General features: G+C 69.0%; 25 protein-coding genes and 1 pseudogene. 11 read left to right on the top strand and 15 right to left on the bottom strand.

Annotated features, from left to right (window positions below):
- Positions 1 to 173: 173 nt before the first annotated feature.
- The 6 genes from rlmB to K7787_RS13040 all read right to left on the bottom strand — a co-directional run bounded on the left by rlmB (position 174) and on the right by K7787_RS13040 (position 5593).
- Positions 174 to 1118 carry a 23S rRNA (guanosine(2251)-2'-O)-methyltransferase RlmB gene (rlmB, locus tag K7787_RS13015; RefSeq protein ID WP_164393666.1) on the bottom strand — a complete coding sequence of 315 codons (945 nt, stop codon included), beginning with the start codon at positions 1116 to 1118 and terminating at the stop codon, positions 174 to 176.
- Positions 1119 to 1240: 122 nt separating this feature from the next.
- Positions 1241 to 2641, bottom strand: a complete 1401-nt coding sequence (gene cysS, locus K7787_RS13020) for a cysteine--tRNA ligase (protein WP_223001491.1) — start codon at positions 2639 to 2641, stop codon at positions 1241 to 1243.
- Positions 2642 to 2795: 154 nt separating this feature from the next.
- Positions 2796 to 3200, bottom strand: a complete 405-nt coding sequence (locus tag K7787_RS13025; protein ID WP_009189305.1) for a PPOX class F420-dependent oxidoreductase — start codon at positions 3198 to 3200, stop codon at positions 2796 to 2798.
- Positions 3201 to 3304: 104 nt separating this feature from the next.
- Entirely contained in the window at positions 3305 to 3826 is a 522-nt protein-coding gene (gene ispF, locus K7787_RS13030; RefSeq protein WP_223001492.1) for a 2-C-methyl-D-erythritol 2,4-cyclodiphosphate synthase, read from the bottom strand.
- Positions 3816 to 4580 (bottom strand): 2-C-methyl-D-erythritol 4-phosphate cytidylyltransferase, encoded by a 765-nt coding sequence (ispD, locus tag K7787_RS13035; protein WP_043260990.1) that lies wholly within the window; start codon positions 4578 to 4580, stop codon positions 3816 to 3818. The genes ispF and ispD overlap by 11 nt, the downstream gene beginning before the upstream one ends.
- Positions 4581 to 5110: 530 nt before the next feature.
- Positions 5111 to 5593, bottom strand: coding sequence for a CarD family transcriptional regulator (locus K7787_RS13040; RefSeq protein WP_003953493.1), 483 nt, complete (start codon positions 5591 to 5593; stop codon positions 5111 to 5113).
- A gap of 912 nt (positions 5594 to 6505) precedes the next feature.
- Between K7787_RS13040 and K7787_RS13045 the strand changes: the two genes are divergently transcribed.
- The gene (locus K7787_RS13045) at positions 6506 to 7201 is read left to right on the top strand and encodes a copper chaperone PCu(A)C domain-containing protein (protein ID WP_009189307.1); all 696 of its coding nucleotides are present in this window, start codon (positions 6506 to 6508) and stop codon (positions 7199 to 7201) included.
- Positions 7202 to 7468: 267 nt separating this feature from the next.
- On the opposite strand, the gene phoP is transcribed toward K7787_RS13045, so the two are convergent.
- Positions 7469 to 8140, bottom strand: a complete 672-nt coding sequence (gene phoP, locus K7787_RS13050) for a two-component system response regulator PhoP (RefSeq protein WP_465201975.1) — start codon at positions 8138 to 8140, stop codon at positions 7469 to 7471.
- Positions 8141 to 8145: 5 nt separating this feature from the next.
- Positions 8146 to 9423 carry a two-component system sensor histidine kinase PhoR gene (gene phoR / locus K7787_RS13055; RefSeq protein WP_043260991.1) on the bottom strand — a complete coding sequence of 426 codons (1278 nt, stop codon included), beginning with the start codon at positions 9421 to 9423 and terminating at the stop codon, positions 8146 to 8148.
- 509 nt (positions 9424 to 9932) lie between these two features.
- Here phoR and phoU point away from each other — a divergent pair.
- The 4 genes from phoU to K7787_RS13075 all read left to right on the top strand — a co-directional run bounded on the left by phoU (position 9933) and on the right by K7787_RS13075 (position 12723).
- The gene (gene phoU, locus K7787_RS13060) at positions 9933 to 10643 is read left to right on the top strand and encodes a phosphate signaling complex protein PhoU (RefSeq protein WP_009189310.1); all 711 of its coding nucleotides are present in this window, start codon (positions 9933 to 9935) and stop codon (positions 10641 to 10643) included.
- Positions 10644 to 10852: 209 nt separating this feature from the next.
- Positions 10853 to 11008: a hypothetical protein gene (locus K7787_RS13065; RefSeq protein ID WP_169439427.1), complete on the top strand. Its 156-nt coding sequence runs from the start codon at positions 10853 to 10855 to the stop codon at positions 11006 to 11008.
- A 566-nt stretch (positions 11009 to 11574) separates the two neighbouring features.
- Positions 11575 to 12120 carry a lamin tail domain-containing protein gene (locus K7787_RS13070; protein ID WP_050790737.1) on the top strand — a complete coding sequence of 182 codons (546 nt, stop codon included), beginning with the start codon at positions 11575 to 11577 and terminating at the stop codon, positions 12118 to 12120.
- Between the two features lie 222 nt (positions 12121 to 12342).
- The gene (locus K7787_RS13075; protein WP_223001493.1) at positions 12343 to 12723 is read left to right on the top strand and encodes a hypothetical protein; all 381 of its coding nucleotides are present in this window, start codon (positions 12343 to 12345) and stop codon (positions 12721 to 12723) included.
- Positions 12724 to 12763: 40 nt separating this feature from the next.
- On the opposite strand, the gene K7787_RS13080 is transcribed toward K7787_RS13075, so the two are convergent.
- Entirely contained in the window at positions 12764 to 13174 is a 411-nt protein-coding gene (locus K7787_RS13080; RefSeq protein WP_009189313.1) for a VOC family protein, read from the bottom strand.
- A gap of 226 nt (positions 13175 to 13400) precedes the next feature.
- Here K7787_RS13080 and K7787_RS13085 point away from each other — a divergent pair, with 226 nt between their 5' ends.
- Positions 13401 to 13814, top strand: a complete 414-nt coding sequence (locus tag K7787_RS13085; RefSeq protein ID WP_247720833.1) for a hypothetical protein — start codon at positions 13401 to 13403, stop codon at positions 13812 to 13814.
- Positions 13815 to 13849: 35 nt separating this feature from the next.
- Positions 13850 to 14227, top strand: a pseudogene (locus K7787_RS13090) (UTRA domain-containing protein); the annotation flags it as partial.
- Between the two features lie 230 nt (positions 14228 to 14457).
- Here K7787_RS13090 and K7787_RS13095 read toward each other — a convergent pair.
- Positions 14458 to 14829: a GIY-YIG nuclease family protein gene (locus tag K7787_RS13095; protein WP_247720834.1), complete on the bottom strand. Its 372-nt coding sequence runs from the start codon at positions 14827 to 14829 to the stop codon at positions 14458 to 14460.
- Between the two features lie 570 nt (positions 14830 to 15399).
- Here K7787_RS13095 and K7787_RS13100 point away from each other — a divergent pair.
- The 3 genes from K7787_RS13100 to K7787_RS13105 all read left to right on the top strand — a co-directional run bounded on the left by K7787_RS13100 (position 15400) and on the right by K7787_RS13105 (position 18137).
- A complete protein-coding gene (locus tag K7787_RS13100) occupies positions 15400 to 16194 on the top strand; it encodes an ABC-three component system protein (protein WP_223001495.1) in 795 nt (264 codons plus the stop codon).
- On the top strand, positions 16172 to 16417 hold the full coding sequence (locus K7787_RS32430; RefSeq protein ID WP_372456641.1) for an ABC-three component system middle component 6: 246 nt from the start codon (positions 16172 to 16174) through the stop codon (positions 16415 to 16417). The genes K7787_RS13100 and K7787_RS32430 overlap by 23 nt, the downstream gene beginning before the upstream one ends.
- Positions 16418 to 16958: 541 nt before the next feature.
- On the top strand, positions 16959 to 18137 hold the full coding sequence (locus K7787_RS13105; protein WP_223001496.1) for a DUF2326 domain-containing protein: 1179 nt from the start codon (positions 16959 to 16961) through the stop codon (positions 18135 to 18137).
- 181 nt (positions 18138 to 18318) lie between these two features.
- Here K7787_RS13105 and K7787_RS13110 read toward each other — a convergent pair whose 3' ends face one another.
- From K7787_RS13110 to K7787_RS13125, 4 genes are all read right to left on the bottom strand, one after another.
- Positions 18319 to 18843 (bottom strand): hypothetical protein, encoded by a 525-nt coding sequence (locus K7787_RS13110; RefSeq protein WP_223001497.1) that lies wholly within the window; start codon positions 18841 to 18843, stop codon positions 18319 to 18321.
- 397 nt (positions 18844 to 19240) lie between these two features.
- Positions 19241 to 19618 (bottom strand): hypothetical protein, encoded by a 378-nt coding sequence (locus K7787_RS13115; protein ID WP_223001498.1) that lies wholly within the window; start codon positions 19616 to 19618, stop codon positions 19241 to 19243.
- The gene (locus K7787_RS13120) at positions 19612 to 20040 is read right to left on the bottom strand and encodes an ATP-binding protein (protein WP_223001499.1); all 429 of its coding nucleotides are present in this window, start codon (positions 20038 to 20040) and stop codon (positions 19612 to 19614) included. The genes K7787_RS13115 and K7787_RS13120 overlap by 7 nt, the downstream gene beginning before the upstream one ends.
- A gap of 46 nt (positions 20041 to 20086) precedes the next feature.
- Positions 20087 to 20494, bottom strand: a complete 408-nt coding sequence (locus K7787_RS13125; RefSeq protein WP_223001532.1) for an NUDIX hydrolase — start codon at positions 20492 to 20494, stop codon at positions 20087 to 20089.
- Positions 20495 to 20604: 110 nt separating this feature from the next.
- Between K7787_RS13125 and K7787_RS13130 the strand changes: the two genes are divergently transcribed.
- Positions 20605 to 21393: a GntR family transcriptional regulator gene (locus tag K7787_RS13130; RefSeq protein WP_223001500.1), complete on the top strand. Its 789-nt coding sequence runs from the start codon at positions 20605 to 20607 to the stop codon at positions 21391 to 21393.
- Between the two features lie 78 nt (positions 21394 to 21471).
- On the opposite strand, the gene K7787_RS13135 is transcribed toward K7787_RS13130, so the two are convergent.
- Positions 21472 to 22233 (bottom strand): phosphoglyceromutase, encoded by a 762-nt coding sequence (locus K7787_RS13135; RefSeq protein WP_009189329.1) that lies wholly within the window; start codon positions 22231 to 22233, stop codon positions 21472 to 21474.
- Positions 22234 to 22342: the final 109 nt, after the last annotated feature.

Consider the following 22342-nt stretch of genomic DNA (forward strand, 5'->3'; position numbering starts at 1 on the left):
GACCCGGCGGATCTGTCCGGACCGCGTCAAGGACGCGGCGACCTGCCACGTTTACCCGAGCAGGTGAACGCCAGAACATCCGTTCGGACGCCCGTACCGGCGCGTCGTACGCCGACGGGGGCGCCCGGAGCGGGCGGCCGCGCCGTACGGAACGGACGGCCGCCGCCGGCGGATCAGCCGCGCCGGCGCGCCGCCTCGTACAGGACGATGCCCGCGGCCACACCGGCGTTCAGCGACTCCGCGCCGCCCGGCATCGGGATGCGCACCCGCACGTCGCAGGTCTCGCCGACGAGCCGGGACAGGCCCTTGCCCTCGCTGCCGACGACGATGACGACCGGCCCCTCCAGGGCGTCCAGGTCGCCGAGTTCGGCCTCGCCGTCCGCGGCCAGGCCGACGACGGTGAGGCCCGCCTTCTGGTACTGCTCCAGCGCGCGCGTCAGATTGGTGGCGCGGGCCACCGGCGTCCGGGCGGCGGTGCCGGCCGAGGTCTTCCAGGCGCCCGCGGTCATGCCGGCCGCGCGCCGCTCGGGGACGACCACGCCGTGCCCGCCGAACGCGGAGACGGAACGGACGACGGCACCGAGGTTGCGCGGGTCGGTCACCCCGTCGAGCGCCACGATCAGCGGGTCCTCGCCCGCGTCGGCGGCGGCGTCCGCCAGGTCCTCGGGGTGCGCGTACTCGTACGGCGGGACCTGGAGGACCAGGCCCTGGTGGTTGAGCCCGTTGGTCATCCGGTCCAGCTCGGGGCGCGGCGCCTCCATGAGGTTGATGCCGCCGCGCTCGGCCGCGAGCTGGAGCGCCTCGCGCACCCGCTCGTCGTTGTCGATGAACTGCTGGACGTAGAGCGTGGTGGCGGGCACGCCCTCGCGCAGCGCCTCGACGACCGGGTTGCGGCCGACGACCAGCTCGGAGGCCGAACGGCCCCCGCCGCGGCGCTGCTGCGGACGGCCGCCCTGCGCGCGGCGGGCCTTGGCCTGCGCGGCGCGCTGCTTGACGTGTCCCTTGCGCATCTCGGCGGGCGGCGTGGGGCCCTTGCCCTCCAGGCCACGGCGCCGCTTGCCGCCGCTGCCGACCTGCGCGCCCTTCTTGCCGGACATGCGGCGGTTGTTCGCGGCCATGATCTACCTGTCTGTCGAAAGCGTCGTACGCACGTTCGTCATCGCGTACGTCTGTCACGTCTGTGGAGTGTGCCGCCCGGCGGGACCGGGCGGCACGGCGGTCCTGCGGACCGCGGGCGGGCTCAGCGGGGGCCGAGGCTCCAGCGGGGGCCCTGCGGGCTGTCCTCGATGACCAGACCGGACTGGCCGAGCTGGTCGCGGATGGCGTCCGCGGTCGTCCAGTCCTTGCGCGCCCGGGCGGCCTCGCGCTGGTCGAGCACCATCCGGACCAGGGTGTCCACCACCCCGTGCAGGTCCTCGCCGCGGTCGCCGCCCTCACCGGCCCACTGCTCGTCCAGCGGGTCGAGACCGAGGACGCCGAGCATGGCCCGCACCTCGGCGAGCCGGGCCACGGCGGCCTCCTTGTCGTCGGCCGCCAGCGCGCTGTTGCCCTGCCGGACGGTGGTGTGCACGACGGCGAGCGCCTGCGGGACCCCGAGGTCGTCGTCCATCGCCTCGGCGAAGGCGGGCGGCACCTCGGCGGCGGGCTCCACCGGGCCGGCCTTCTCCACCACGCGCTGGATGAAGCCCTCGATCCGCGCGAACGCGGACTCCGCCTCGCGCAGCGCCTCCTCGCTGTACTCGATCATCGACCGGTAGTGCGGGGTGCCGAGGTAGTAGCGCAGCACGATGGGCCGCCACTGCTTGACCATCTCGGAGACCAGGACGCTGTTGCCGAGCGACTTGGACATCTTGTCGCCGGCCATGGTGACCCAGGCGTTGTGCACCCAGTACCGGGCGAACTCGTCGCCGTAGGCCTTGGCCTGGGCGATCTCGTTCTCGTGGTGCGGGAAGATCAGGTCCAGGCCGCCGCCGTGGATGTCGAAGGCGCTGCCGAGGTACTTGTGCGCCATGGCCGAGCACTCCAGGTGCCAGCCGGGCCGGCCCTCGCCCCACGGGGTGGGCCAGGTCGGCTCGCCCGGCTTGGCGGCCTTCCACATGGCGAAGTCGCGCGGGTCGCGCTTGCCGGTCTCGCCCTCGCCGGAGGGCTGGAGCAGGTTGTCCAGCTCCTGGCGGGACAGCTCCAGATAGCCGGGGAAGGAGCGCACGTCGAAGTAGACGTTGCCGTCGGCGGCGTAGGCGTGCCCGCGCTCGATGAGCCGCCGCATCATCTCGACCATCTCCGGCACATGGCCGGTGGCGCGGGGCTCGTAGCTGGGCGGCAGGCAGCCGAGGGCGGTGTAACCGTCGTTGAACGCGCGCTCGTTCTCGTAGCCGATGGACCACCACGGGCGGTGCTGCTCGTGCGCCTTGGTGATGATCTTGTCGTCGATGTCGGTGACGTTGCGGATGAACGTCACCTCGTAGCCGCGGTGGGAGAACCAGCGGCGCATGATGTCGAAGTTCAGCCCCGACCGGATGTGACCGATGTGCGGGGCCGCCTGCACGGTGGCACCACACAGGTAGATCGAGACACAGCCCGGCTTGAGCGGGGTGAAGTCACGGATCTGCCGGGCGCTGGTGTCGTACAGGCGAATAGTCACCACTCCAGGGTAGTGGGCCGCGGACAGTGCCTCGCGCCCCTTCGGCACAAGGGCGTGTATTCGTGTCCCGGCGCGGGCCGCCCGGGACGGGCGAAGGCCTCCGGGCCCGCGCCAGCGAGGTCCGGAGGTCTCCGGGCGAGGCGTCGCCGCGGGGTTACAGGCTGCCCACGACCTTGCGCGCCCGGATGCGGACGACCACCCGTTCGGCGTCCTGCGCCGAGGACGGGTTGAACTCGGCGTACTTCTTGCCGGTGTACTTCAGGGACAGTTCGTCGATGAGCGCCTGGCCGCCCTCGGTGGTCATCTCGACGGTGCCGCGGATCTCGGCGTACTCGTAGGGGTTGTCGGGGTTCTGGACCACGACGCTCACCCGCGGGTCGCGGTCGAGGTTCTTCTTCTTGCGGCGGTCCACGGTGGTGGAGACGAGAAGGTCGTCGCCGTCCCGCTTCACCCACACCGGCGACAACTGCGGGCTGCCGTCGGGCTGGACGGTGCCGACGACGATGAAGACGGGGCCGTCGAGAAGGTTCTTGAGCCGGTCGGACAGTACGGCGGACATGGGGGCACCCTCCGGTCCTCGATCACTGGTCGCTCAGCGGTCACGATCACTGCTCGCTCAGCGGTATCGATCACTGGTCGCTTAGCGCGTACCCTCGCACGCCCTCAGTCCACGCGCACCACGAGAGCCGTGGCCACCGCCATCAGTCCCTCGCCCCGGCCGGGGAAGCCGAGACCGTCGGTGGTCGCGCCGGAGACGGACACCGGCGCGCCGGCCGCCTCGGAGAGGATCTTCTGCGCCTCCTCGCGTCGCTTGCCGATCTTCGGCCGGGGGCCGACGACCTGCACTGCGACGTTCCCGATCCGGAAGCCGGCCGCGCGCACGATCCGCGCGGCCTCGGTCAGCAGGGTGACGCCGGAGGCGCCCGACCACTCGGGGCGTCCGGTGCCGAAGTGCCGGCCCAGGTCGCCGAGTCCGGCGGCGGAGAACAGCGCGTTGCACGCGGCGTGCGCGACGACGTCGGCGTCGGAGTGGCCGGCCAGTCCCGGTCCCTCGCCCTCCCACTTCAGTCCGGCGCACCACAGCTCGCGGCCGTCCTCGAAGGCGTGGATGTCGGTGCCGATGCCGACCTGGGGCAGCACGACGGGGGCGGTGACGTCCGCGTCCGGGGTGTGGTCAGAAGCCATCGTTCAGCCTCCGCCGGGCCAGGACCGCCTCCGCGAGGACGAGGTCGAGCGGGCGGGTGACCTTGAAGGCCTCCTCGTGACCGGGCACGGCCACGACCCGCTCGCCGAGCTGTTCGACCATGCTCGCGTCGTCGGTGACGTCGTCGGTGACCGTCCGGTGGGCGCGCTCCAGCGTGGCGCGGTCGAAGCCCTGCGGGGTCTGCACGGCCCGCAGCAGGGAGCGGTCCGGCGTGGCGACGACGGGTTCGGGCCCGCCCGGCGCGGCGGCCGGCTCGACCTGCTTGACGGTGTCCGCCAGCGGCAGCGCCGGCACGACGGCGGGCGCCCCGTCCCGTACGGCCTCGATGACCGCGTCCACGGTGTCCACCGGGACCAGCGGGCGGGCCGCGTCGTGCACGAGGACGATGTCGTGGCCCGGCGGCAGCGCCTCCAGGCCGAGCCGCACCGACTCCTGCCGGCTCTCCCCGCCCGGCACCACCAGGAAGTCCGTCCGCTCGGGCAGCGCGTACGCGTCCAGGAGCGACTTGACCTCGGCGGCGCCGTCGGGCGGGGCGACGACGACCACCGAAGAGACGGCGCGGGAGGCGGCCATGGCGCGCACGGCGTGGATCAGCATGGGCGTGCCGCTCAGCGTGCGCAGCGCTTTGGGCGCGCCCGGGCCGAGGCGTACCCCTCGGCCGGCGGCCGGGATCACGGCGGCGACGGGGGTTCCCGGCCGCCCGCCCGCGGGTGCGGGGCGCGATTCGTCAGACATCGGTTCCTGTCCGGGTCGTGTGCTGGAGGCCGTGCCGCCGGTCCGCGTCGTCCGCCCGTCAGACGCCGGTTTGGCGGCGGTGCCTACGTGGGTATGGCCACACCGTGCCGGGCGCGACGCCTTGACCGGACCCTTCCGTGACCCCGGTCGAGCCGACTGCCCGGGCCCGGCACACAGTATCGGGGGGATTCCCTCGCCGTACGGCATGTCCGCCGTGCGTGCGGGTACCTGCCGCTCATCACGCCGCGAGGCGCGTCGCCGGGACGACGAGTCGTCGTACGCCGGGTCGCCGCGCCGAGTGGTGCGCCGGCGGACTCCTGCGCCGGTGTGCTCCGGGGCTTCCGGGGTACTCCAGGTGGCTCAGGTGTCCCTGGGCGTTCCGGGCGCCGTGGGGTTCGGCGGTGGATGCGGACATGCCGCAGCGCCCGGCGACTGCGGTCGAGTCATCGGGCACCGCGGCAGTGCTGTGCTGCGCTGGACGGAGGCGGTCGTCGTGGCCCGCCCGGGTCCGTGTCAGGGCACCTCGCGCGTCAGGACGCGAGAACCTCGTCGAGCAGGGCTTCGGCCTTGTCCTCGTTCGTGTTCTCCGCGAGGGCGAGTTCGCTCACCAGGATCTGGCGGGCCTTGGCGAGCATGCGCTTCTCACCGGCGGAGAGACCGCGCTCGCGCTCACGACGCCACAGGTCACGCACGACTTCCGCGACCTTGATGACATCGCCGGAGGCGAGCTTCTCCAGATTTGCCTTGTAGCGACGGGACCAGTTCGTGGGCTCCTCGGCGTACGGAGCGCGCAGCACCTCGAAGACCCGGTCCAGCCCGTCCTGACCGACCACATCACGCACGCCGACGAACTCCGCATTGTCCGCTGGCACACGTACCGTCAGGTCACCCTGGGCGACCTTCAGCACCAAGTAGGTCTTGTCCACGCCTTTGATCTGGCGAGTTTCGATGGCCTCGATCAGCGCGGCCCCGTGATGGGGATAGACCACGGTGTCGCCAACCTTGAACGTCATGTGACAGGTACCCCTTCCGTGGCTATCCAGAGTAACACGGATACGGCGTCTTCTGAATGGCGTTTTCGCAGGTCAGGGCATATCTCGGGGCTTGACAACAGCAACCGGAACGTGCTTCGGCAGGGGCCGCCGGGCCGGGACGGGGCGGGTATCCGCAGGTCGGAGGGGCTTCCCGCACAGGGAGAAACGCACACGTTACACACATCCGGCCGCCCCTCCAAACGGCCGAACGTCCTGATTTGTCCGGTTCCCTGTGTCCGACTTCCGCTACTCCGTTCGGTGAGCCACGTCGCGTTCGGGACGAATCCGGAATTGATCACGCCATGGCGCGGGGCGGTCCGATGGGGCGTGATCAATTTCGCCGGTCGCTTCCCTCACCGGGTTCAGCGGTCGCTTCCCCACCGGGTTCCGTACGGGGCGCGCATTCCGTGCCCGGAAATCCATGAGGGGGCGCGCGACGGAAGGGCGCGGGTAAGGGCGGCGGCTTTGGCGCCGGGTATACCGGCGAGTATGCCGTCCGGTATGCCGTCCGGTATGCCGGACGGCGCTTTCCGCCCGGCCGGCGGACGGCGCTTATGCGAATGGCGTGCTACGGGGCGGCCAATGCGTGGTGAGAGGCATTGCGGGCACGGTGCGCGCCGTCCCCGGACGGCGTCCCGTCCGCCGAACGGCCCTCGCGCCGTCCGTCGAACGGCCCCCGCGGAGGACACCCGCAAGACACCCGCAGGGCCCCCGAACGGCCTCGTGAAAGGCGTCGCGGGAGGGGTGTCCGGGTGCCCCGGGGCGCGGTGGGGCGGGTCGGGTGCGGGGGCTCGGGAACGGCTCGGTAACCTAAGGCCGCTGACAGACACTTAGGGCGGCTTTATAAGGGAGTCGCCCTGTACCGCCCACGTTCAAGGAGTTGCCGCCGCCGTGAGCAGCAGCCTTCGACGCGGCGCCCTCGCCGCCGCCGCCATCGCGTTCTCGATCGCCTCGCTCGCCGCGTGCGGCGCCGGCAACGATGCCCAGACGCTCGAGGTCAAGCCGGACAACGCGGCCGTCACCGTCGGGACCATCAAGGTCCAGAACGCGGTGGTCATCACGCAGCCCGGCACCCAGACCAAGGGCCCGGCCGTCATCTCCGCGACCATCTTCAACAACGACGACCACGCCCAGACCCTCGACGCCATCCGCGTCGACGGCGACGGCACCGCGCAGCTCACCCCCGCGCAGGGCAAGGGCAACGGCAAGCTGACCGTCCCGGCCGGCGGCTCCCTGATCATCGGCGGCAAGGGCAACGCCTCCGCCGCGCTGCCCTCCCCCGGCGGCAATGTCGCCGACGGCAACGCGCAGAAGATCACCTTCACCTTCAGCAAGACCGGTGACGTGAGCCTGCGCGCCTTCGTCGTGCCGGCCGAGAGCTACTTCGACAAGTGGGGCCCGAGCAACATGCCGGCCGCGCCGGGCGCCTCGCCCTCCGCGTCCGCCTCCAAGAGCGCCTCCGCGAGCGCCTCCACCGGCGCCGCGGGGCAGCCGAAGACGGACGAGTCGCCGTCCGGCTCGTCGACGGCCTCGGGCAGCCCGGCCGCTCCGAGCGACTCGGCGTCCCAGTCGGTCGCCGGCCACTGACCGGGCGGCCCTGACGGCCCCTGCGTACGCCTGCCTGCGCCTGCGTACGTCCACGTGCGCAGAGGTACGCCTGCGCACACCTCGTATGCCGAAGGGCGGCGCGCTCCCCACGGGGAGCGCGCCGCCCTTCGGCGTCGACTGGGCCGGTCCGGGGCCGGCCGGTCCGGGATCGGTCGGCCCGGGGTCCGGTGCGGACGGTCCGGGGTCCGGTCGGTCCGGGGTCCGGGGCCGGTCAGGGGTCCGGGTCCGGTCGGTCCGGGGTGCGGCCTACGGCTCGAACTTGTAGCCGAGGCCCCGCACCGTGACCAGGAAGCGCGGCGCGCCCGGGTCCGGCTCGATCTTGGCGCGCAGCCGCTTGACGTGGACGTCGAGGGTCTTGGTGTCGCCCACGTAGTCGGCGCCCCAGACCCGGTCGATCAGCTGCATCCGGGTGAGCACCCGGCCGGCGTTGCGCAGCAGCATCTCCAGGAGGTCGAACTCCTTGAGCGGCAGATCGACCTTGGAGCCGGACACCGTCACCACGTGCCGGTCGACGTCCATGCGGACCGGGCCGGCCTCCAGCGCGGCCGGAGTGACCTCCTCCGGCTCGCCGCGGCGGCGCAGCACCGCGCGGATGCGGGCCACCAGCTCGCGCGAGGAGAAGGGCTTGGTGACGTAGTCGTCGGCTCCTATCTCCAGACCGACCACCTTGTCGATCTCGCTGTCCTTGGCGGTCACCATGATCACCGGGACGTTGGAGCGGCCGCGCAGCTGCCGGCACACCTCCGTGCCGGGCAGGCCCGGCAGCATCAGGTCGAGGAGGACGAGGTCGGCGCCGTTGCGCTCGAACTCGTCGAGTCCGTCGGGCCCGGTGGCGGCCACGGCCACCTCGAAGCCCTCCTTGCGGAGCATGTACGACAGGGCGTCGGAGAAGGACTCCTCGTCCTCGACGACGAGCACACGGGTCACGGAAGGACCTCCGGGGCGGGAAGCGGTTCGTACGGGGATGTGTCGGTGGGGGGCTGCCCGGCCTCGTCGTCGAGGGCGGGGTGCTGCTGCGCCCGGTCGCGGACGCGGTCCCGGGCGGCGCGGGCCGCGGCGGCCTCCGGCAGCCGCAGGGTGAAGGTGGAGCCCTGACCCTCGGCGCTCCACACCGTGACCTCCCCGCCGTGCGAGGCGACCACGTGCTTGACGATCGCGAGCCCGAGCCCGGTGCCCCCCGTGGCGCGCGAGCGGGCCGGGTCGACGCGGTAGAAGCGCTCGAAGATGCGCTCCTTGTCCTTGTCGGAGATGCCGATGCCCTGGTCGGTGACGGCCAGCTCGATCAGATCGCCGCCGGGTGCGGTGATCCGGCGGGCGGCGATGCCGACGCGGGTGCGGGCCGGTGAGTAGTTGACCGCGTTCTCGACGAGGTTGCCGAGGGCGGCGGCGAGCTGGCCGCGGTTGCCCCACACATGCAGGTCCGCGGTGCCTCCGGCGGCCATGGTGATCTGCTTGGTGCCCGCCTGGTGGCGGCAGCGGTCGATGGCCTCGGCGACCAGTTCGTCCACGCGCACCGGCTCGGCGTCCTCCAGCGGGTCGTCGTTCTGCACCCGCGACAGGTCGATCAGCTCCTGCACGAGGTTGGTCAGCCGGGTCGCCTCGATCTGCATCCGCCCGGCGAACCGCTGCACGGCCTCCGGGTCGTCGGAGGCGTCCATGACGGCCTCGGAGAGCAGGGAGAGGGCGCCCACGGGGGTCTTCAGTTCATGGCTCACATTGGCGACGAAGTCGCGTCGTACCGCCTCGATGCGCCGGGCCTCGGTGAGGTCCTCCACCAGCAGCAGCACCAGCCGCGAGCCGAGCGGGGCGACCCGCGCGGAGACGGCGAGGGCCTCGCCGCGCCCGGTGCCGCGCCGCGGCAGGTCCAGCTCGACCTGGCGTATCTCCCCGTCCCGCCGGGTGTCCCGGGCCATCTGGAGCATCGGCTCCACGGCCAGCTTGCCGCCGCGGACGAGCCCGAGGGCGTACGCGGCGGAGCTGGCCTTGACGACGGCGTCGCCCTCGTCGAGGACGACGGCGGAGGACCGCAGCACGGACAGGACCGTGTCCACGCCCGGCGGCAGCACCGCGTCGGTGTGCAGGGAGGTGCGGGTGGGACGCTTCTGCTCGCGCTCGCTGAAGCGGAACGCGAGCATGGCGATGACACCGGTGAGCACTCCGGCGATCGCTGCCGCTGCGGCGACCGCCGCGTTCACGTCCATGCCACCAGGTTAGGCACGGGGTACGACGAGACCGCACCCATCCGAGTGCGACCTCGAACACTCGTCGCCCAGAGTTCACCTTGGGGCCAGTGATGGTTCATTTGGGGTGACGGAAACGGACGCGTGGAGGCCGGACCGTGGGAGCGTGGGGTTCGCGCCACCGGTCGCCGTAGCGGGGGCCGGGGCCACGGGTCGCCTTGGCGGGCGCCGGAGCCATCGGTGCCGTAGCGGGCGCCGGGGTCACAGCTCGCCTTGGCGGGCGCCGGGGCCACGGGTCGCCGTAGCGGGCACCGGAGCCACTGGTGCCGTAGGGGGCGCCGGGGTCGTCCGTCGCTCTGACGGGCGCCGGGGCCGTCCGTCGTCTCGGCGGACGCCGGGGCCGTCGGCCGGCAGCGCGGGTTCCGCCGGCCGTGACCGGCGGGCCGCCGCCCCGCACGCCCTGCAGCCCCCTGCAATCCTGCAGCCCCTGCAACCCCGGACGAAGACGCACGCACGAGAGGGAACCGAAGATGCGGGACGCGTACCACGAGGAACTGGACTCGATAGGCGACAGCCTGGTGGAGATGGCCCGGCTGGTCGGGTCGGCGATCGGACGCGCCACGACCGCCATCCTCGACACCGATCTGAAGCTGGCCGAGAACGTGATCGAGGCCGACAAGAAGGTCGACGAGCTCCAGCACGACCTGGAGGCCAGGGCCATCGCCCTGCTGGCCCGGCAGCAGCCGGTGGCGACGGATCTGCGGATCGTCGTCACCTCGCTGCGGATGTCCGCCGACCTGGAGCGCTCGGGCGACCTCGCCCAGCACGTGGCCAAGCTCGCCCGGCTGCGCTTCCCCGAGCGGGCGGTCCCCCACGACCTGCACGCCACCATCCTGGAGATGGGCCAGCTCGCGCAGCGCCTGATGGCGAAGGCGGCCGAGGTGATCGTCACCAAGGACGTCGACCTGGCGCTCCAGCTGGAGCAGGACGACGACGAGATGGACCTGCTGCACCGCACCCTGTTCCAGCACCTGATCGACGACCGCTGGAAGCACGGCATCGAGACGGCCGTGGACGTCACCCTGCTCGGCCGCTACTACGAGCGGTACGCCGACCACGCGGTCGCGGTCGCCAAGCGGGTGGTCTACCTGGTCACGGGCGAACACGCCGACGAGTTGCAGCAGCAGGAGATCCCGCCGGTGGCGGGGACGGGAACCGGGACGGGGGTGGAGGGGGCGTAGGCCTCCGGCGGTTCTGGGGGCGGTGCTCTCCGGTGAGGTGCGGGTCGCGGGGGATGCGGGTCGCGGCGGCGCGGACCACGGTGGCTGGCGCGGGTCGCCGCGGTGCGGGTCGCGGTGGCGCGGGCGGGCGCGAGCCACTGTGCGCCGTTGATGCGCCCGGCGCGGCGGGCATGAAATGGGCGAAGGCACTCAGCCTCTAGGAGGGACCCATGGCCGAATCCCCCAGCACCGCTCCCGACCCGACCCAGACCCGAGAGACCGAGCAGCCCGCCGAGCCCAGAATCCTCCCGCTCCTGGCGGCCTGCGGCTGCGGCTCGGGCTGCGGCTGCGGCTGCCAGTCGGGCGGCGCCTGTCAGTGCGGCTGACGAGAGCACGCCGCCCGTAGGGGCGCGTACGACCCGTAGGGACTCGCAGGACCCGTAGGGGCGCGTACGACCCGTACGCCGTCGTAGGCCTACGCCCGCCCGTACGCCGTCGCAGGTCATCGCAGGGCTCCGGCGCATGTCGCCGGGGCCCTGCGCCGCGTACGCCCCCGTCCGCTTCCCCGCGCCGGCCCGGCACCCGTCCGGGGGACGCTTGCCCGGCAGGGCGCGTTACCCACTCAGGGGTGACGGCGCCGACCGGCCCGGGGTGGCGCGCCCTGGCGACCGCCGCGCCGATCCCAGAGCGCACAAGGCCGAGGCTCCCGACGGCCCGTCAACACCGCTCGTACACCACGTAAATGGGCACTACACCCGAGAGTCACAGAAATATGCACAACAGGTAACACAGGGCGGGAACCGGACGTATCCGGCTGCGGGACGGACACAGTGTGAGGGCGCGGCCAACCCGGCCGCCACCCGCACACAGCGCACCCACGGACGCGGCGAGATCCGCGACCCGGGGGCGCGCTCGCACCAAGCAGGGAGAGCCTGTGTCCGTTTCCGTCTCTGTGACCGCCCGCCGCCTGACCGCAGCCGCCGCCACGGCCGGAGCGCTGGTCGGGATGGCGACGCTGCCGGCGTCCGCGGCCGACCACGCCCCGCACCGCCAGGGTGTGGTGATCAGCGGTCTGCACCTCGACAACGAGACCCGCGCCCACCGTTCCAACCGCTCCCTCAACAACGAGTGGGTGACGATCAGCAACAACACCCGCCGCGACGTCAACCTGAGCGGCTGGACGCTGTCCGACCGGCAGGGCCACACCTACACCTTCCGCCACTACCGCCTCGGCGGCCACACCACCGTCCGCGTCCACACCGGCTACGGCAACGACACCCGCACCGACCTCTACCAGGACCGCCGCACCGCGGTCTGGGACAAGCACGCGGACACCGCCACCCTGCGCGACGCGAACCACCGCTTCGTGGACTCCCTCGCCTGGGGCGGCCAGCGCCACGTGAACCGCCCGGCCCCGCGCCACGCGGAGCACCCCGGTGCCCGTCACGCCGAGCGCCCCGGTCCGCGTCACCTCGAGCACCACGACGGCCGGCGCTGACCCCAGCCGGCCCCGAAGGGCCCCCTCCCCGCCGTCCTGTCACGGGGAGGGGGCCTTCTCCTGCCCCGGGGGGGCTCCCCCGTGCCCGCCCGCGCCCTGGCAGGATTTCCCGGTACGGGCGAAGGCGCCCCCGCTGATGAAGGCGGCGGCGGCGTAACAACCTGGCTCCAGCCCGGTCCGCGGCTCTTCCGGCCGAAAACGGCACCTGCCAGAGTCCGGATCATGAAAGACACCAGAAGACAGCAACTGGGCCTGCTGCCCGGCGTCGCCCTGGCCGCGGCGCTCCCCGGCATCACCCTCGCCGAAGCCGACGGCAGCCCACTGCTCGGCTACCTGCTCTCCTTCGTCATCTTCGCGGGCGTCGGCACGGCGATCTGGTCCACCCCGAGGAACCCCCGCCAGGCGCCGGCGCTCCTGCTCATCCTGGCGGTCGTGGGCGTGGCCCAGGACACCCTGGTCTGGTACCTGATCACGTGGCTGAGCGACGTCGAGGTGGCGAGCGTGGGCTGGGCGATCACGGCGGCCGCCGTCGTACGGGCGTGCTGCTGGGCGGGGGTGTGGCTGCTGCCGGGGGCGGAGACGGACGCCACGGCGACCCCGTGACGACCGGACGCCTCGTCACCGAGGAACGAGGGGCGACGGCTCACGCAGGCAGATTCAACTGCCAGGACACACCGAACCGGTCGTTGACCCACCCGAACTTGCGGCTGAAGCCGTAGTCCCCGAGCGGCATGAGTTCCGCGCCCTGCTGCCCGAGGGCGGCGTAGAGCCGGTCGATCTCGGCCTCGTCCGCGCACTGCACGAAGAGGGAGATGGCGGGCGTGAAGGTGAACTCGTGCCGGGCGGGGCTGTCGATGCACATGAACTCCTGCCCGGCGAGCGAGAAGGTCGCGTGCTGCACACTCCCCTCGGCGCCGGGCCCTTCGGCGCCGTAGCGGGTGATGCTGACGATCTCGGCGTCGTCGAAGAGCGAGACGTAGAAGCCCATGGCCTCCTCCGCCCGCCCCTCGAACATCAGGAACGTGGTGATCTTCCGCGACGACACGATCTCCATAGCGCAGTCCCCTCCGCCACCGACCAGTGGACACCCGGCCACGCTAACGCGGGCGGGCCGCGACCTCATCCGCGAGACACGCGGCCGCGCACATCTGCCGGGGGCCGGCGTACAACTCGGGTGACGACGGGTCGCGGTCGGCGCCGGGGCGTGGCGGCGGTGCTCAGCGACGACGGCGCACACCCAAGCGCGGAGGCCGCACACCGCCTCGCGCAGCCGAATCTCGATGACTCCGAACCGGGCCTGGCAGAACACCGATCCCGTACAGCAGGATGCTGCTGGGGGTGACGACGTGGAGCGGAACCTGCTCGAACGACTACTGGCCGGCGACGACGAGGCGTCCGTGGCCGCGCTGGCCGCGCTGCGGTGCGGCGGCTCCCACGTGGTCTGGCCCGGGACTACACCTACTGAGTCACTGGCCCTCATTTATGGACGTCGGCTGCGGCACACGCGTCGCCGGGGCATCGAGACCACGAACCTGGAACACGCCGTGGAGTCACTCCGCCGACACCAGCAGCCGGTTCGCCTAGGGCAGATCAGGGCCGCCGACGGTTCCTGGACGTTCCTGCTGTTCCTCACCGAGGACGGCACCAGGCTGATCACGTGCACCGGCGTCCGACGAACCCGCCTCCAGACCTGAGCCGCCTGGTGTGCCGGTCATCCACCACGACACCGCCGCGGCTCGGGTCCGTGCGGCGTGTCCTCGCGCGGCGGCGCCGCTACCTGCTCGACGGCCGGCCCGTCGAGTTCGCCGCCTCCTACCTGCCCCTCGACATCGCCCGCGGTACGCAGATCGCCGAGCCGAACCCCGGGCCCGGCGGCATCTACGCCCGACTCGAAGAACTGGGCCACCACCTCCACCACTTCGAGGAGGAGATCCGCGCCCGGATGCCCTCCCCGGACGAAGTACGCACCCTGCGCCTCGCCTCCGGCGTGCCCGTCATCCACCTGATCCGGACCGCGTTCGACGCCGAGGGGCGGGCCGTCGAAGTGTGTGACACCGTCATGGCCGCCGATGCCTACGTCCTCGCCTACCAGCTCCCGGCGACCTGACGGCGCAGCGCGCTGGTATGCCGAAGCCCCCCGCCGCGAGTCGTCGCGAGCAGGGGGCCTCAGGAAGGACAGTAGGGCTTACTTCTTCTTGCCCTGGGTGTTGCCGGGGATCTTGGGGAGCTGGGTTTTTGCTGGTCGAAGAGGGTGGGCTCGCGCGCCTGGTGGTCGTCGTTGGTCGTCATTGGCCACTGTCGAGCGACCTCGGACGGCCCAGAAAGCGACCCGGCGGCCTAGGAGCCGATGGGCAACTCCCGGGCTCGTTGGCGAGCTTGGGCCCGTAGTTCCTTCAAGCGGCTGTGAAACGCGTTGCGACGGTTCTGGTCGAGGTTCAGCGGGAGGTCGAGTCGGGAGATGAGCTGTGACTCGAGGTCCCACGGTTCGTTCTGCTCGATCCAGCACACTCGCGCGTTGTCCGCCATCCACTGGCTCAGGGTGGCTTCGCCGGCCTTGCCGAAAGTCATCCGCTTGCCGCTGCCCACGCGGCGCAGTTCAAGTCCGAGCAGGCACCCGAGGGTGAGCCGCAGGGTCGAGCCGGCCGCGTTGCCCCGGTAGTGGTAGCGCACCCGATTGCGCAGGTTCTGCGTGCTGGTCCGGTTCGCCATGTACCGCGGTGCTATCCCGACGTACAGCAGGCGCCCAGCGTCCAGGTCCTGGTGGGGCGGCTGTTTGAAGTGCCATCCGTAGACCCCTGCCGCTGCCGGGACAGGGCTCGGACGCACCAAAACCTCCTGGGCCGACCACAACCGATCGGGACTGACGAGAGCGGTAGCCTCCACGAAGCCTCCAGGCGTACTACGGCTGATAGTCGCAGGCTACTGATCGACGCTGATCCAACGTCTCTGACCTACGCAACTGCGTGAACCGGCCCGGCAAGCCCAGGCGATGGCAGCTAAGTGCCTGGGCTGACCAGCATGACAGCAGTGCATGCGTTCCCTCGTTTCCAAGCGTTCGTCGCGCTCTGCGGCCCCTCGACACCCCGGCATGGCTCTACAACAGCCGAACGGCGAGAGACAGTCATACCGAAAAGAGACTGGCACGCCGCATGATCGGCGGTATCAGCACACCACCAGGGCTTCGCAGCCTAGGCGACCCGATCAAACTGTTGCACAGGGTGTAGCTTGCATCACATCGCGTTGATAAGGTGTGGGAGATGGGGGCGGGAGGGGGCGAGCGTGGCTCGAATTGAAGCGCCAGCGGGTCAACAAAAGGTCGTCATTCAGCGCAGCGGAAATATCTGCGCTTATCCAGAATGCAAAGCCGAGTTGGTAGTGAACGCCCGTCATGCTGGCGACAAAGACAAAGCAGTTGGCAAGGTCGCGCATATATGCGCCGCATCAGAAGGCGGGCCGCGCTTTGACCCCAGCATGTCGGAGGAAGAACGCGGCAAGGCATCGAACCTTATATACCTTTGCGGGACTCACCACGATGCGATAGACAGCCAGTTGCATTATCACACGGTCGATTTCTTGCGCGAAGCCAAAGAGAAGCATGAGATGGCAGTAGCGCGAGGCGTGCCATACAGTATGGGCGCAGTAGGCTTCGAAGAGCTCGAATCGGTTTGCAACTATCTCAGCATCAATGGAGACACTGATCTCGCCGAGGAGATCGCTTTGGATATTTCCCTCGAGGAGAAGATTGAACTAAATAGGCTGACGGATGTCTCGCGCGAAATGATCAACGCAGGCATAGCAAAAGTCCTGGAAGTGCGGAGCTTTATTCGTTTCGTCGAAGAGACCAAGCACCCTGGGTTCGGTACTAAATTGGCGGTTAAGTTCAAAGCCGAGTACTACAAGGCGCTAGGGCAGGGCCTGGAAGGGGATGAAATCTTCTCATACCTGTGTGGAGTCGCCTATGAAAACAGCGGCCCCAGGGACACCCCGGTTCTGCGAGCGGCAGCTGTAGCGACCGTAACGTACCTCTTCGAGATCTGCGAGATATTTGAGCATGCCGAACATACTGCTGCCTAACAAGCATGTGCGGACGAAAGAGAGTCTGCTCGCCCAATCCGCAAGCATCCTTGAGGCTATGCGCCCCCGCTCGTCCGTTGCGCAAGCGTGGTCAGCATGTAAGCAAAAATATCCGGAATACAGCTACCCGCGGTTTGTCTTGGCAATGGATACACTCATGGCCTTGGGGCTAATTGAGCTCGACGGCGACGTATTGATGAAAATGGGATCCTATGCTCCGTAGATTCAGCGCAAACAAAGAATCATTTCAGCCCATAGATTTCACCCCCGGGCTTAACGTGGTTCTAGCGGAGCAAGCCCCTGGAGCCACGCGTCAGCATAGCCGGAATGCGCGAGGCAAGACCGCTCTTATTCAAGCGATTAATTTTTGCCTCGCCGCTAATCTCTCGTCGCAGTTGCGACCGCTCGCATCGGACGGGTGGACGTTCACGCTTGAACTCGAAATGTGCGGCGCCAACCTCCGTGTCACTCGCGAGCTCGCGCGTCCCGGGAAGGTGAGTGTTGAGTGTGACGGTTCGCTTCCTCGGCAAATCGCCCCGTACGTCGATGAAGAGGGAAAGGTCAGGGTAGACGACTGGAAGCAAATTCTCGGAGAGCAGCTATTCGACCTGATCGATCCCGGTGAGGGGAAAGGACCTCGCAGCCTATCGGTCCGTACGTTGCTCAGCTATATCGTGCGCGTCGACATAACCAATAGTCCGTTTAAGATTCTTTCCGTCCAACCGGGATGGAGCTCTCGGGAACACGTTTCTTACCTCTTGGGGATGGACTGGAAGGTTACTCGTGACGCAACGCTGATTGACACTGAAATTAAGGCCTATGACGCCATTGACTATGCGACGGAAGAGGGACTAATCGGTGGGCCTCGCCAAGAAGGCCAGTTGCGCATCGAGCGGCAACAGGCCCAAGAGGAGCTCGATTCAATAACGGCGCGAATCAATGGGTTCCAGCTTCTGGACGATAGAGAGGGGGTGATTGAGCAGTCAGACAGACTGACCGAGAAGCTCAGGGAACTCCGAAACCAAGAGGTCGCCGACCGTCGAATGATTGCTTTGTATGAGGAGTCATTGGAGGTTCGTGACACCGAGCGAGATGACGCCCAAGATCTCCAGCGTCTCTACGAGAGCCTAGAACTGACCTTCTCACCGGATGCAGTTAGGCGCTTCGCCGATGTCGCCACTTTCCATGAGAGACTGATGAGTAATAGGCGTTCGTTCTTGCAGTCAGAAATTGATCGCCTGACAAGGCAGCGAGCAGAACGCGCCCTCGAAATTGCCGAAGTCGAGACGCAGCGATCATCAGTGATGGCCGTTCTGCGTGCCGGCGGTGCGCTCGAAGAACTGGCAGCTTTGCAAAACAGCGCTATCCAGGCGGCAAAGCGTGTGGAAGCCGCCGATGCCTCCTTGCACCGCTTTAAAGAGGTGGGTGAGGCCAGAGAGAACGCCAAGGTTCGGCGCGCCCAGATGAGGCAGACGGCGGTCTCAGAGACAAACGCTGCTGAGGAAATCTTGGATAAAGCGTCCCGGGTCCTCAGCAAATTCATGATGAAGTTGTATAATCGGCGTGGAGTAGTCGTTGCGAAGGTTGACGACTATGGAATTGGGTTCTCCTTGGACATCGAAGGCCCCAAAAGTAAAGGCACAGCGAAAACTCAGGTTCTCGCCTTTGATTTCGCCTTGATGAGTACAGGATTCGAAGAGCAACGCCATCCAGGATTTCTTGTCTACGACTCCGCAATGTTCGATGGGGTTGATCCCAGGCAGGTTTCCTCAGCGCTTGAGTTGGCGCGTGACATTTGCCGTGAGGAATCGACGCAGTATATCTGCACCCTTAATAGTAGCGAGGTTACCTCCGAGACTCTAACGGAGGATTGGTTCATCTCTGCTATTTGCCGGAAGGTTCTCGATACTGAAGTCGGCGGAATCTTTGGCTGTAAGTTCTGAAATCGCATGCCTGCGAGCTGCGGCTCCGCCATCGGTCAACGTTCTGACCAGCGGCGGAGCCGTCGACGTTTGTCAGCGTTGGTCGTCGTTGAGCGTCCCCGCACGGCCCAGAGACGGCCCGAGCTAGGGCTGTCGCGGCGTGCCCCTCGATTGGGATACACACATGTGGCCTGTGGCCGACTCACAGGCTGTCGTTTGCGCGCCGCACTGCCCGCTCTATAGACCAGATCTCCGGAAGTTTCGCATTTAGGTCGTTACAGAGCTTTTCCACCTCTGCGTAGTTCACGACTGTTGCTCGAGGCAATGCCCGTCGTTTGCTTACCAACGAAAGCGCCTCAGTAAGGGATTCCTCGTACGAAGAAGCGAACCAGGGCGCATGGACTACGTTATTCCGCTGGGCAAACAACGGCTTCAATGACCGCAGTAGCTCTAGGCCACGCTCGCGTGTCTGGTCATTGATCTCTTCATTCGCCTGAACCAGAGCGATGCAGTTTTCGATCAGATCCGTTGCGCTCTGACCTGCGGCAATGATGTCTGCGTACTTCGAATTGAGCAGTTTGACCATCAAGGACCGCAGACACATCTCGACAGATGCACTTTCCTGGGCTACCCGTCCAACCAAGGACCAGCGCCGCTCGCGGGCCGATTTCTGCTCAGCTTCCGAAAGTATTCTTCGCTCCGTACCAGAGTTCTCCACGTTGAACAAGGTAGCTCCTGAATCACAACCTCCGCTCCGGGTTTTCGCACTCGGCCCACGCGGTCGGCGGAACGGCTTTGGGCTGGAGCTGCCTTGGCGCGAGTGATCACGGCCCCGTAAGCTTCCGGCGCGTCGGGCAGTCTGTGGACCTGCCCGGTAAAGCACGACGTTGGGGCCATGATCTTCGAGGCTCGCGCCAAGGTGGCTGCCTAAAGCCGTGGAGCCGACCGCCCCAGCCACGACGTGTTCTGACCTCATGCACAACGTGCCTGCCTCTTGGGCGGGAGCGGCCGGCCGGCGGTGCCGAGCGGGGCGGAGACATGAGCGCGGGCGCCGCCGGCCGCCCGCGCCCGCCCGGAGGAGCGAAGCGACGACGGGTGCTTGAACCAGTAGAGAAAGTTGTAACTCAGTCTGTCTGGCGGGGCTTGAAGTCGTACGCACACGGCGGGAGTTCGGCTGCCTGGCGGTGCGCGAGTGGCAGGAAGAGCACGGGCCGGATCGTCCACGTGATGCAGGTCTTGGCGTGGGTCACTGACACCGTGCACGGCTCGGCGCGCAACAAGGCTCGACGGGTCTGGATGCGGCCCTCGTACAACCACTCCCACGCCTCATCGGAGGCGTCCGCATCTAGGGCCGGTGAGATCGTGCGCAGTGCGACCGCTACCCAACGGTCCGCCTGGGGCGCCGAGTACGCGTCGAACGATGCCAGCAGCGCTGGCCCCCACTGTTCGGTCAGGTCCTCGGTCCAGCACTCGCACCAGTAGCCCTGCTGCGGCTTCAGCATGGGTGGCCTCCAAGCCGACCGTCCGCGTACAGCTCCGCGGTCACCGTGTGGCCCTGGTCGCTGTCGTGCACGACGACCCGGTGGGCGATGGCGCTGACCATGCCGAGTCCCCGACCGTGCTCGGCGTCCTGGTCCTGGTGCTCGACCTTCGGTGCCGTTGCCGTGCCGCCGTCGTCCGTGACGGACACCGCGACCACCTGAGCCGAGACGGCGACCGCCAGGTGGAAGCCGCCGTACTCCCGGCCGCTGGCCGTGTGGAGGATCGCGTTCGCGCTCAGCTCGCTCACGATCAGTTCGGCGTCTTCGGCTAAGGGGGAGCCGCGCAGGATGTCGCGGGTCCAGCGGCGGGCCCGGCTCACTTCTTCGGGGAATCCTGGGCAACTCAGTCCCCAGACCCGGGCTGTACTCATATACTCGTGCATACAAGTTCCTTCGTGCTGGTAGGCCGCCATGTGCAGCGGGTTCGGGCTAGACGAGTTTCACGCCGTCGTGGGCGCGGATGGCCGGCGGGGTCGTCGCGTCGAGCGCGTCCAGGACGCGGATCGCGTACGCCTCGTCAGCAAGCTCGGTGACCTCTTCGCGGGTGGCCCAGCGCAGCGCGCGGGTCTCGTCACCGGTGGTGGGCACACCGTCGGCGGCTTCACAGCGGAAGACCAGCGAGACGATCAAGCCCTTCATGTTCTTGTAGACGCCGGTCAGGGTCGCCGGAAGTGCGATCTTGATGCCGGTCTCCTCCAGCACCTCGCGCTGCAGCGCCTCGGGGATGGTCTCCTCGCGTTCGAGGACACCGCCCGGCGGCTCCCACTTGCCGTTGTCCCGGCGCTGGATCAGCAGGGCACGGCCCCGGCCGTCCACGACGACCCCGGCCACACTCACGGAGTGCGGACGTTCCAAGCTCACGTTCCTCGGCCCTCCCGGCTGACTAGGCTTCCACGGTAGCAACGAGCGCCGTCCACTTGTCTAGATATCTAAAGGAGTACAGCGACGTGAGCCCCCTCCAGTCCGGCCTCCTCGGCGAACTCGACCCCACGAGTGATCGTGCGGTCTTCCGGCAGATCGCCGACCACCTGCGCGACGCCATCGGCCGCGGACGGTTCGGCGAGGGCGAGAAGCTGCCCTCCGAGGCCGAACTCGTCGAGCACTACGGCGTCTCCCGCATGACCGTCCGCCACTCCTTCTCCATCCTCCAGGGCGAAGGACTCGTCCACGCCGAGCACGGCAAGGGCGTCTTCGTCCGGCCCCGGCCGCCCGTACGGCGGCTCGCCTCCGACCGCTTCGCCCGCCGTCACCGGGAAGAGGGCAAGTCCGCCTTCCTCGTGGAGGCCGACGCCGCCGGCAGTCATCCCCAGGTCGACGGTCTGGAGGTGAAGGAGGAGAAGGCCGGTCCGGATGTGTCCGCGCGGCTCGGAGGCGTGCGGCGCGTGCTCGCGCGGCGGCGCCGGTACCTGCTCGACGGGCGGCCCGTGGAGTTCGCCGCCTCCTACCTGCCCCTCGACATCGCGCGGGGCACGCAGATCGCCGAGCCGAACCCCGGGCCCGGCGGCATCTACGCCCGCCTCGAAGAACTGGGCCACCGCCTCGACCACTTCGAAGAGGAGATCCGCGCCCGGATGCCCTCCCCGGACGAAGTACGCACCCTGCGCCTCGCCTCCGGCGTCCCCGTCATCCACCTGATCCGCACCGCGTTCGACGCCGAGGGGCGGGCCGTCGAAGTGTGCGACACCGTCATGGCCGCCGACGCCTACGTCCTCGCCTACCAGCTCCCGGCGACGTGACGGCGCAGCGCGCTGGTATGCCGAAGCCCCCCGCCGCGAGCCGTCGCGGGCAGGGGGCCTCAGGAAGAACAGCAGGGGTTACTTCTTCTTGCCCTGGTTCTTGACCGCTTCGATGGCTGCGGCTGCCGCGTCCGGGTCGAGGTAGGTGCCGCCCGGGATCAGGGGGCGGAAGTCGGCGTCGAGTTCGTAGGCGAGGGGGATGCCCGTCGGGATGTTGAGGCCCGCGATGTCGGCGTCCGAGATGCCGTCCAGGTGCTTGACCAGGGCGCGCAGGCTGTTGCCGTGGGCGGCGACCAGGACCGTGCGGCCGGTCAGGAGGTCGGGGACGATCGCGTCGAACCAGTACGGGAGCATCCGGACGACGACGTCCTTCAGGCACTCCGTCTGCGGGCGCAGCTCCGGCGGGAGGGTCGCGTAGCGGGGGTCGGAGAACTGGGAGTACTCGGCGTCGCGGTCCAGCGGCGGCGGCGGGGTGTCGTAGGAGCGGCGCCAGAGCATGAACTGCTCCTCGCCGAACTCCGCCAGCGTCTGCGCCTTGTCCTTGCCCTGGAGCGCGCCGTAGTGCCGCTCGTTCAGGCGCCAGCTGCGGTGGACCGGGATCCACAGGCGGTCGGCGGACTCCAGCGCGAGCTGCGCCGTGCGGATCGCGCGCTTCTGGAGGGAGGTGTGGACCACGTCGGGCAGCAGGCCGGCGTCCTTGAGGAGCTCGCCGCCCCGCGTCGCCTCCTTCTCGCCCTTGGCGGTCAGGTTGACGTCCACCCAGCCGGTGAACAGGTTCTTCTCGTTCCACTCGCTCTCGCCGTGGCGGAGGAGGATCAGCTTGTACGGTGCGTCGGCCATGCCTCCGAGCCTAATCCACGCATACGGCGCACCGCCCGTGTGCCCGGTGGGCGGACGACGGCCCGCTCGAGCGTGGGCGGCCGGTCCCGGGCGGCCCCCTCGCCCCGTT

Origin of the sequence: Streptomyces sennicomposti (assembly GCF_019890635.1) — a bacterium.
In the GTDB taxonomy this organism is placed as follows: domain Bacteria; phylum Actinomycetota; class Actinomycetes; order Streptomycetales; family Streptomycetaceae; genus Streptomyces; species Streptomyces sennicomposti.

What these genes read in the sequence shown, in the direction of transcription:
- rlmB (WP_164393666.1), bottom strand. Translation starts at nt 1,118, where the DNA reads ATGGCCGCGAACAACCGCCGCATGTCCGGCAAGAAGGGCGCGCAGGTC.
- K7787_RS13025 (WP_009189305.1), bottom strand. Translation starts at nt 3,200, where the DNA reads ATGTCCGCCGTACTGTCCGACCGGCTCAAGAACCTTCTCGACGGCCCC.
- ispF (WP_223001492.1), bottom strand. Translation starts at nt 3,826, where the DNA reads ATGGCTTCTGACCACACCCCGGACGCGGACGTCACCGCCCCCGTCGTG.
- ispD (WP_043260990.1), bottom strand. Translation starts at nt 4,580, where the DNA reads ATGTCTGACGAATCGCGCCCCGCACCCGCGGGCGGGCGGCCGGGAACC.
- K7787_RS13040 (WP_003953493.1), bottom strand. Translation starts at nt 5,593, where the DNA reads ATGACGTTCAAGGTTGGCGACACCGTGGTCTATCCCCATCACGGGGCC.
- phoR (WP_043260991.1), bottom strand. Translation starts at nt 9,423, where the DNA reads ATGGACGTGAACGCGGCGGTCGCCGCAGCGGCAGCGATCGCCGGAGTG.
- phoU (WP_009189310.1), top strand. Translation starts at nt 9,933, where the DNA reads ATGCGGGACGCGTACCACGAGGAACTGGACTCGATAGGCGACAGCCTG.
- K7787_RS13065 (WP_169439427.1), top strand. Translation starts at nt 10,853, where the DNA reads ATGGCCGAATCCCCCAGCACCGCTCCCGACCCGACCCAGACCCGAGAG.
- K7787_RS13075 (WP_223001493.1), top strand. Translation starts at nt 12,343, where the DNA reads ATGAAAGACACCAGAAGACAGCAACTGGGCCTGCTGCCCGGCGTCGCC.
- K7787_RS13080 (WP_009189313.1), bottom strand. Translation starts at nt 13,174, where the DNA reads ATGGAGATCGTGTCGTCGCGGAAGATCACCACGTTCCTGATGTTCGAG.
- K7787_RS13085 (WP_247720833.1), top strand. Translation starts at nt 13,401, where the DNA reads ATGACTCCGAACCGGGCCTGGCAGAACACCGATCCCGTACAGCAGGAT.
- K7787_RS13095 (WP_247720834.1), bottom strand. Translation starts at nt 14,829, where the DNA reads ATGGCGAACCGGACCAGCACGCAGAACCTGCGCAATCGGGTGCGCTAC.
- K7787_RS32430 (WP_372456641.1), top strand. Translation starts at nt 16,172, where the DNA reads ATGCCGAACATACTGCTGCCTAACAAGCATGTGCGGACGAAAGAGAGT.
- K7787_RS13105 (WP_223001496.1), top strand. Translation starts at nt 16,959, where the DNA reads ATGGACTGGAAGGTTACTCGTGACGCAACGCTGATTGACACTGAAATT.
- K7787_RS13115 (WP_223001498.1), bottom strand. Translation starts at nt 19,618, where the DNA reads ATGCTGAAGCCGCAGCAGGGCTACTGGTGCGAGTGCTGGACCGAGGAC.
- K7787_RS13120 (WP_223001499.1), bottom strand. Translation starts at nt 20,040, where the DNA reads ATGCACGAGTATATGAGTACAGCCCGGGTCTGGGGACTGAGTTGCCCA.
- K7787_RS13135 (WP_009189329.1), bottom strand. Translation starts at nt 22,233, where the DNA reads ATGGCCGACGCACCGTACAAGCTGATCCTCCTCCGCCACGGCGAGAGC.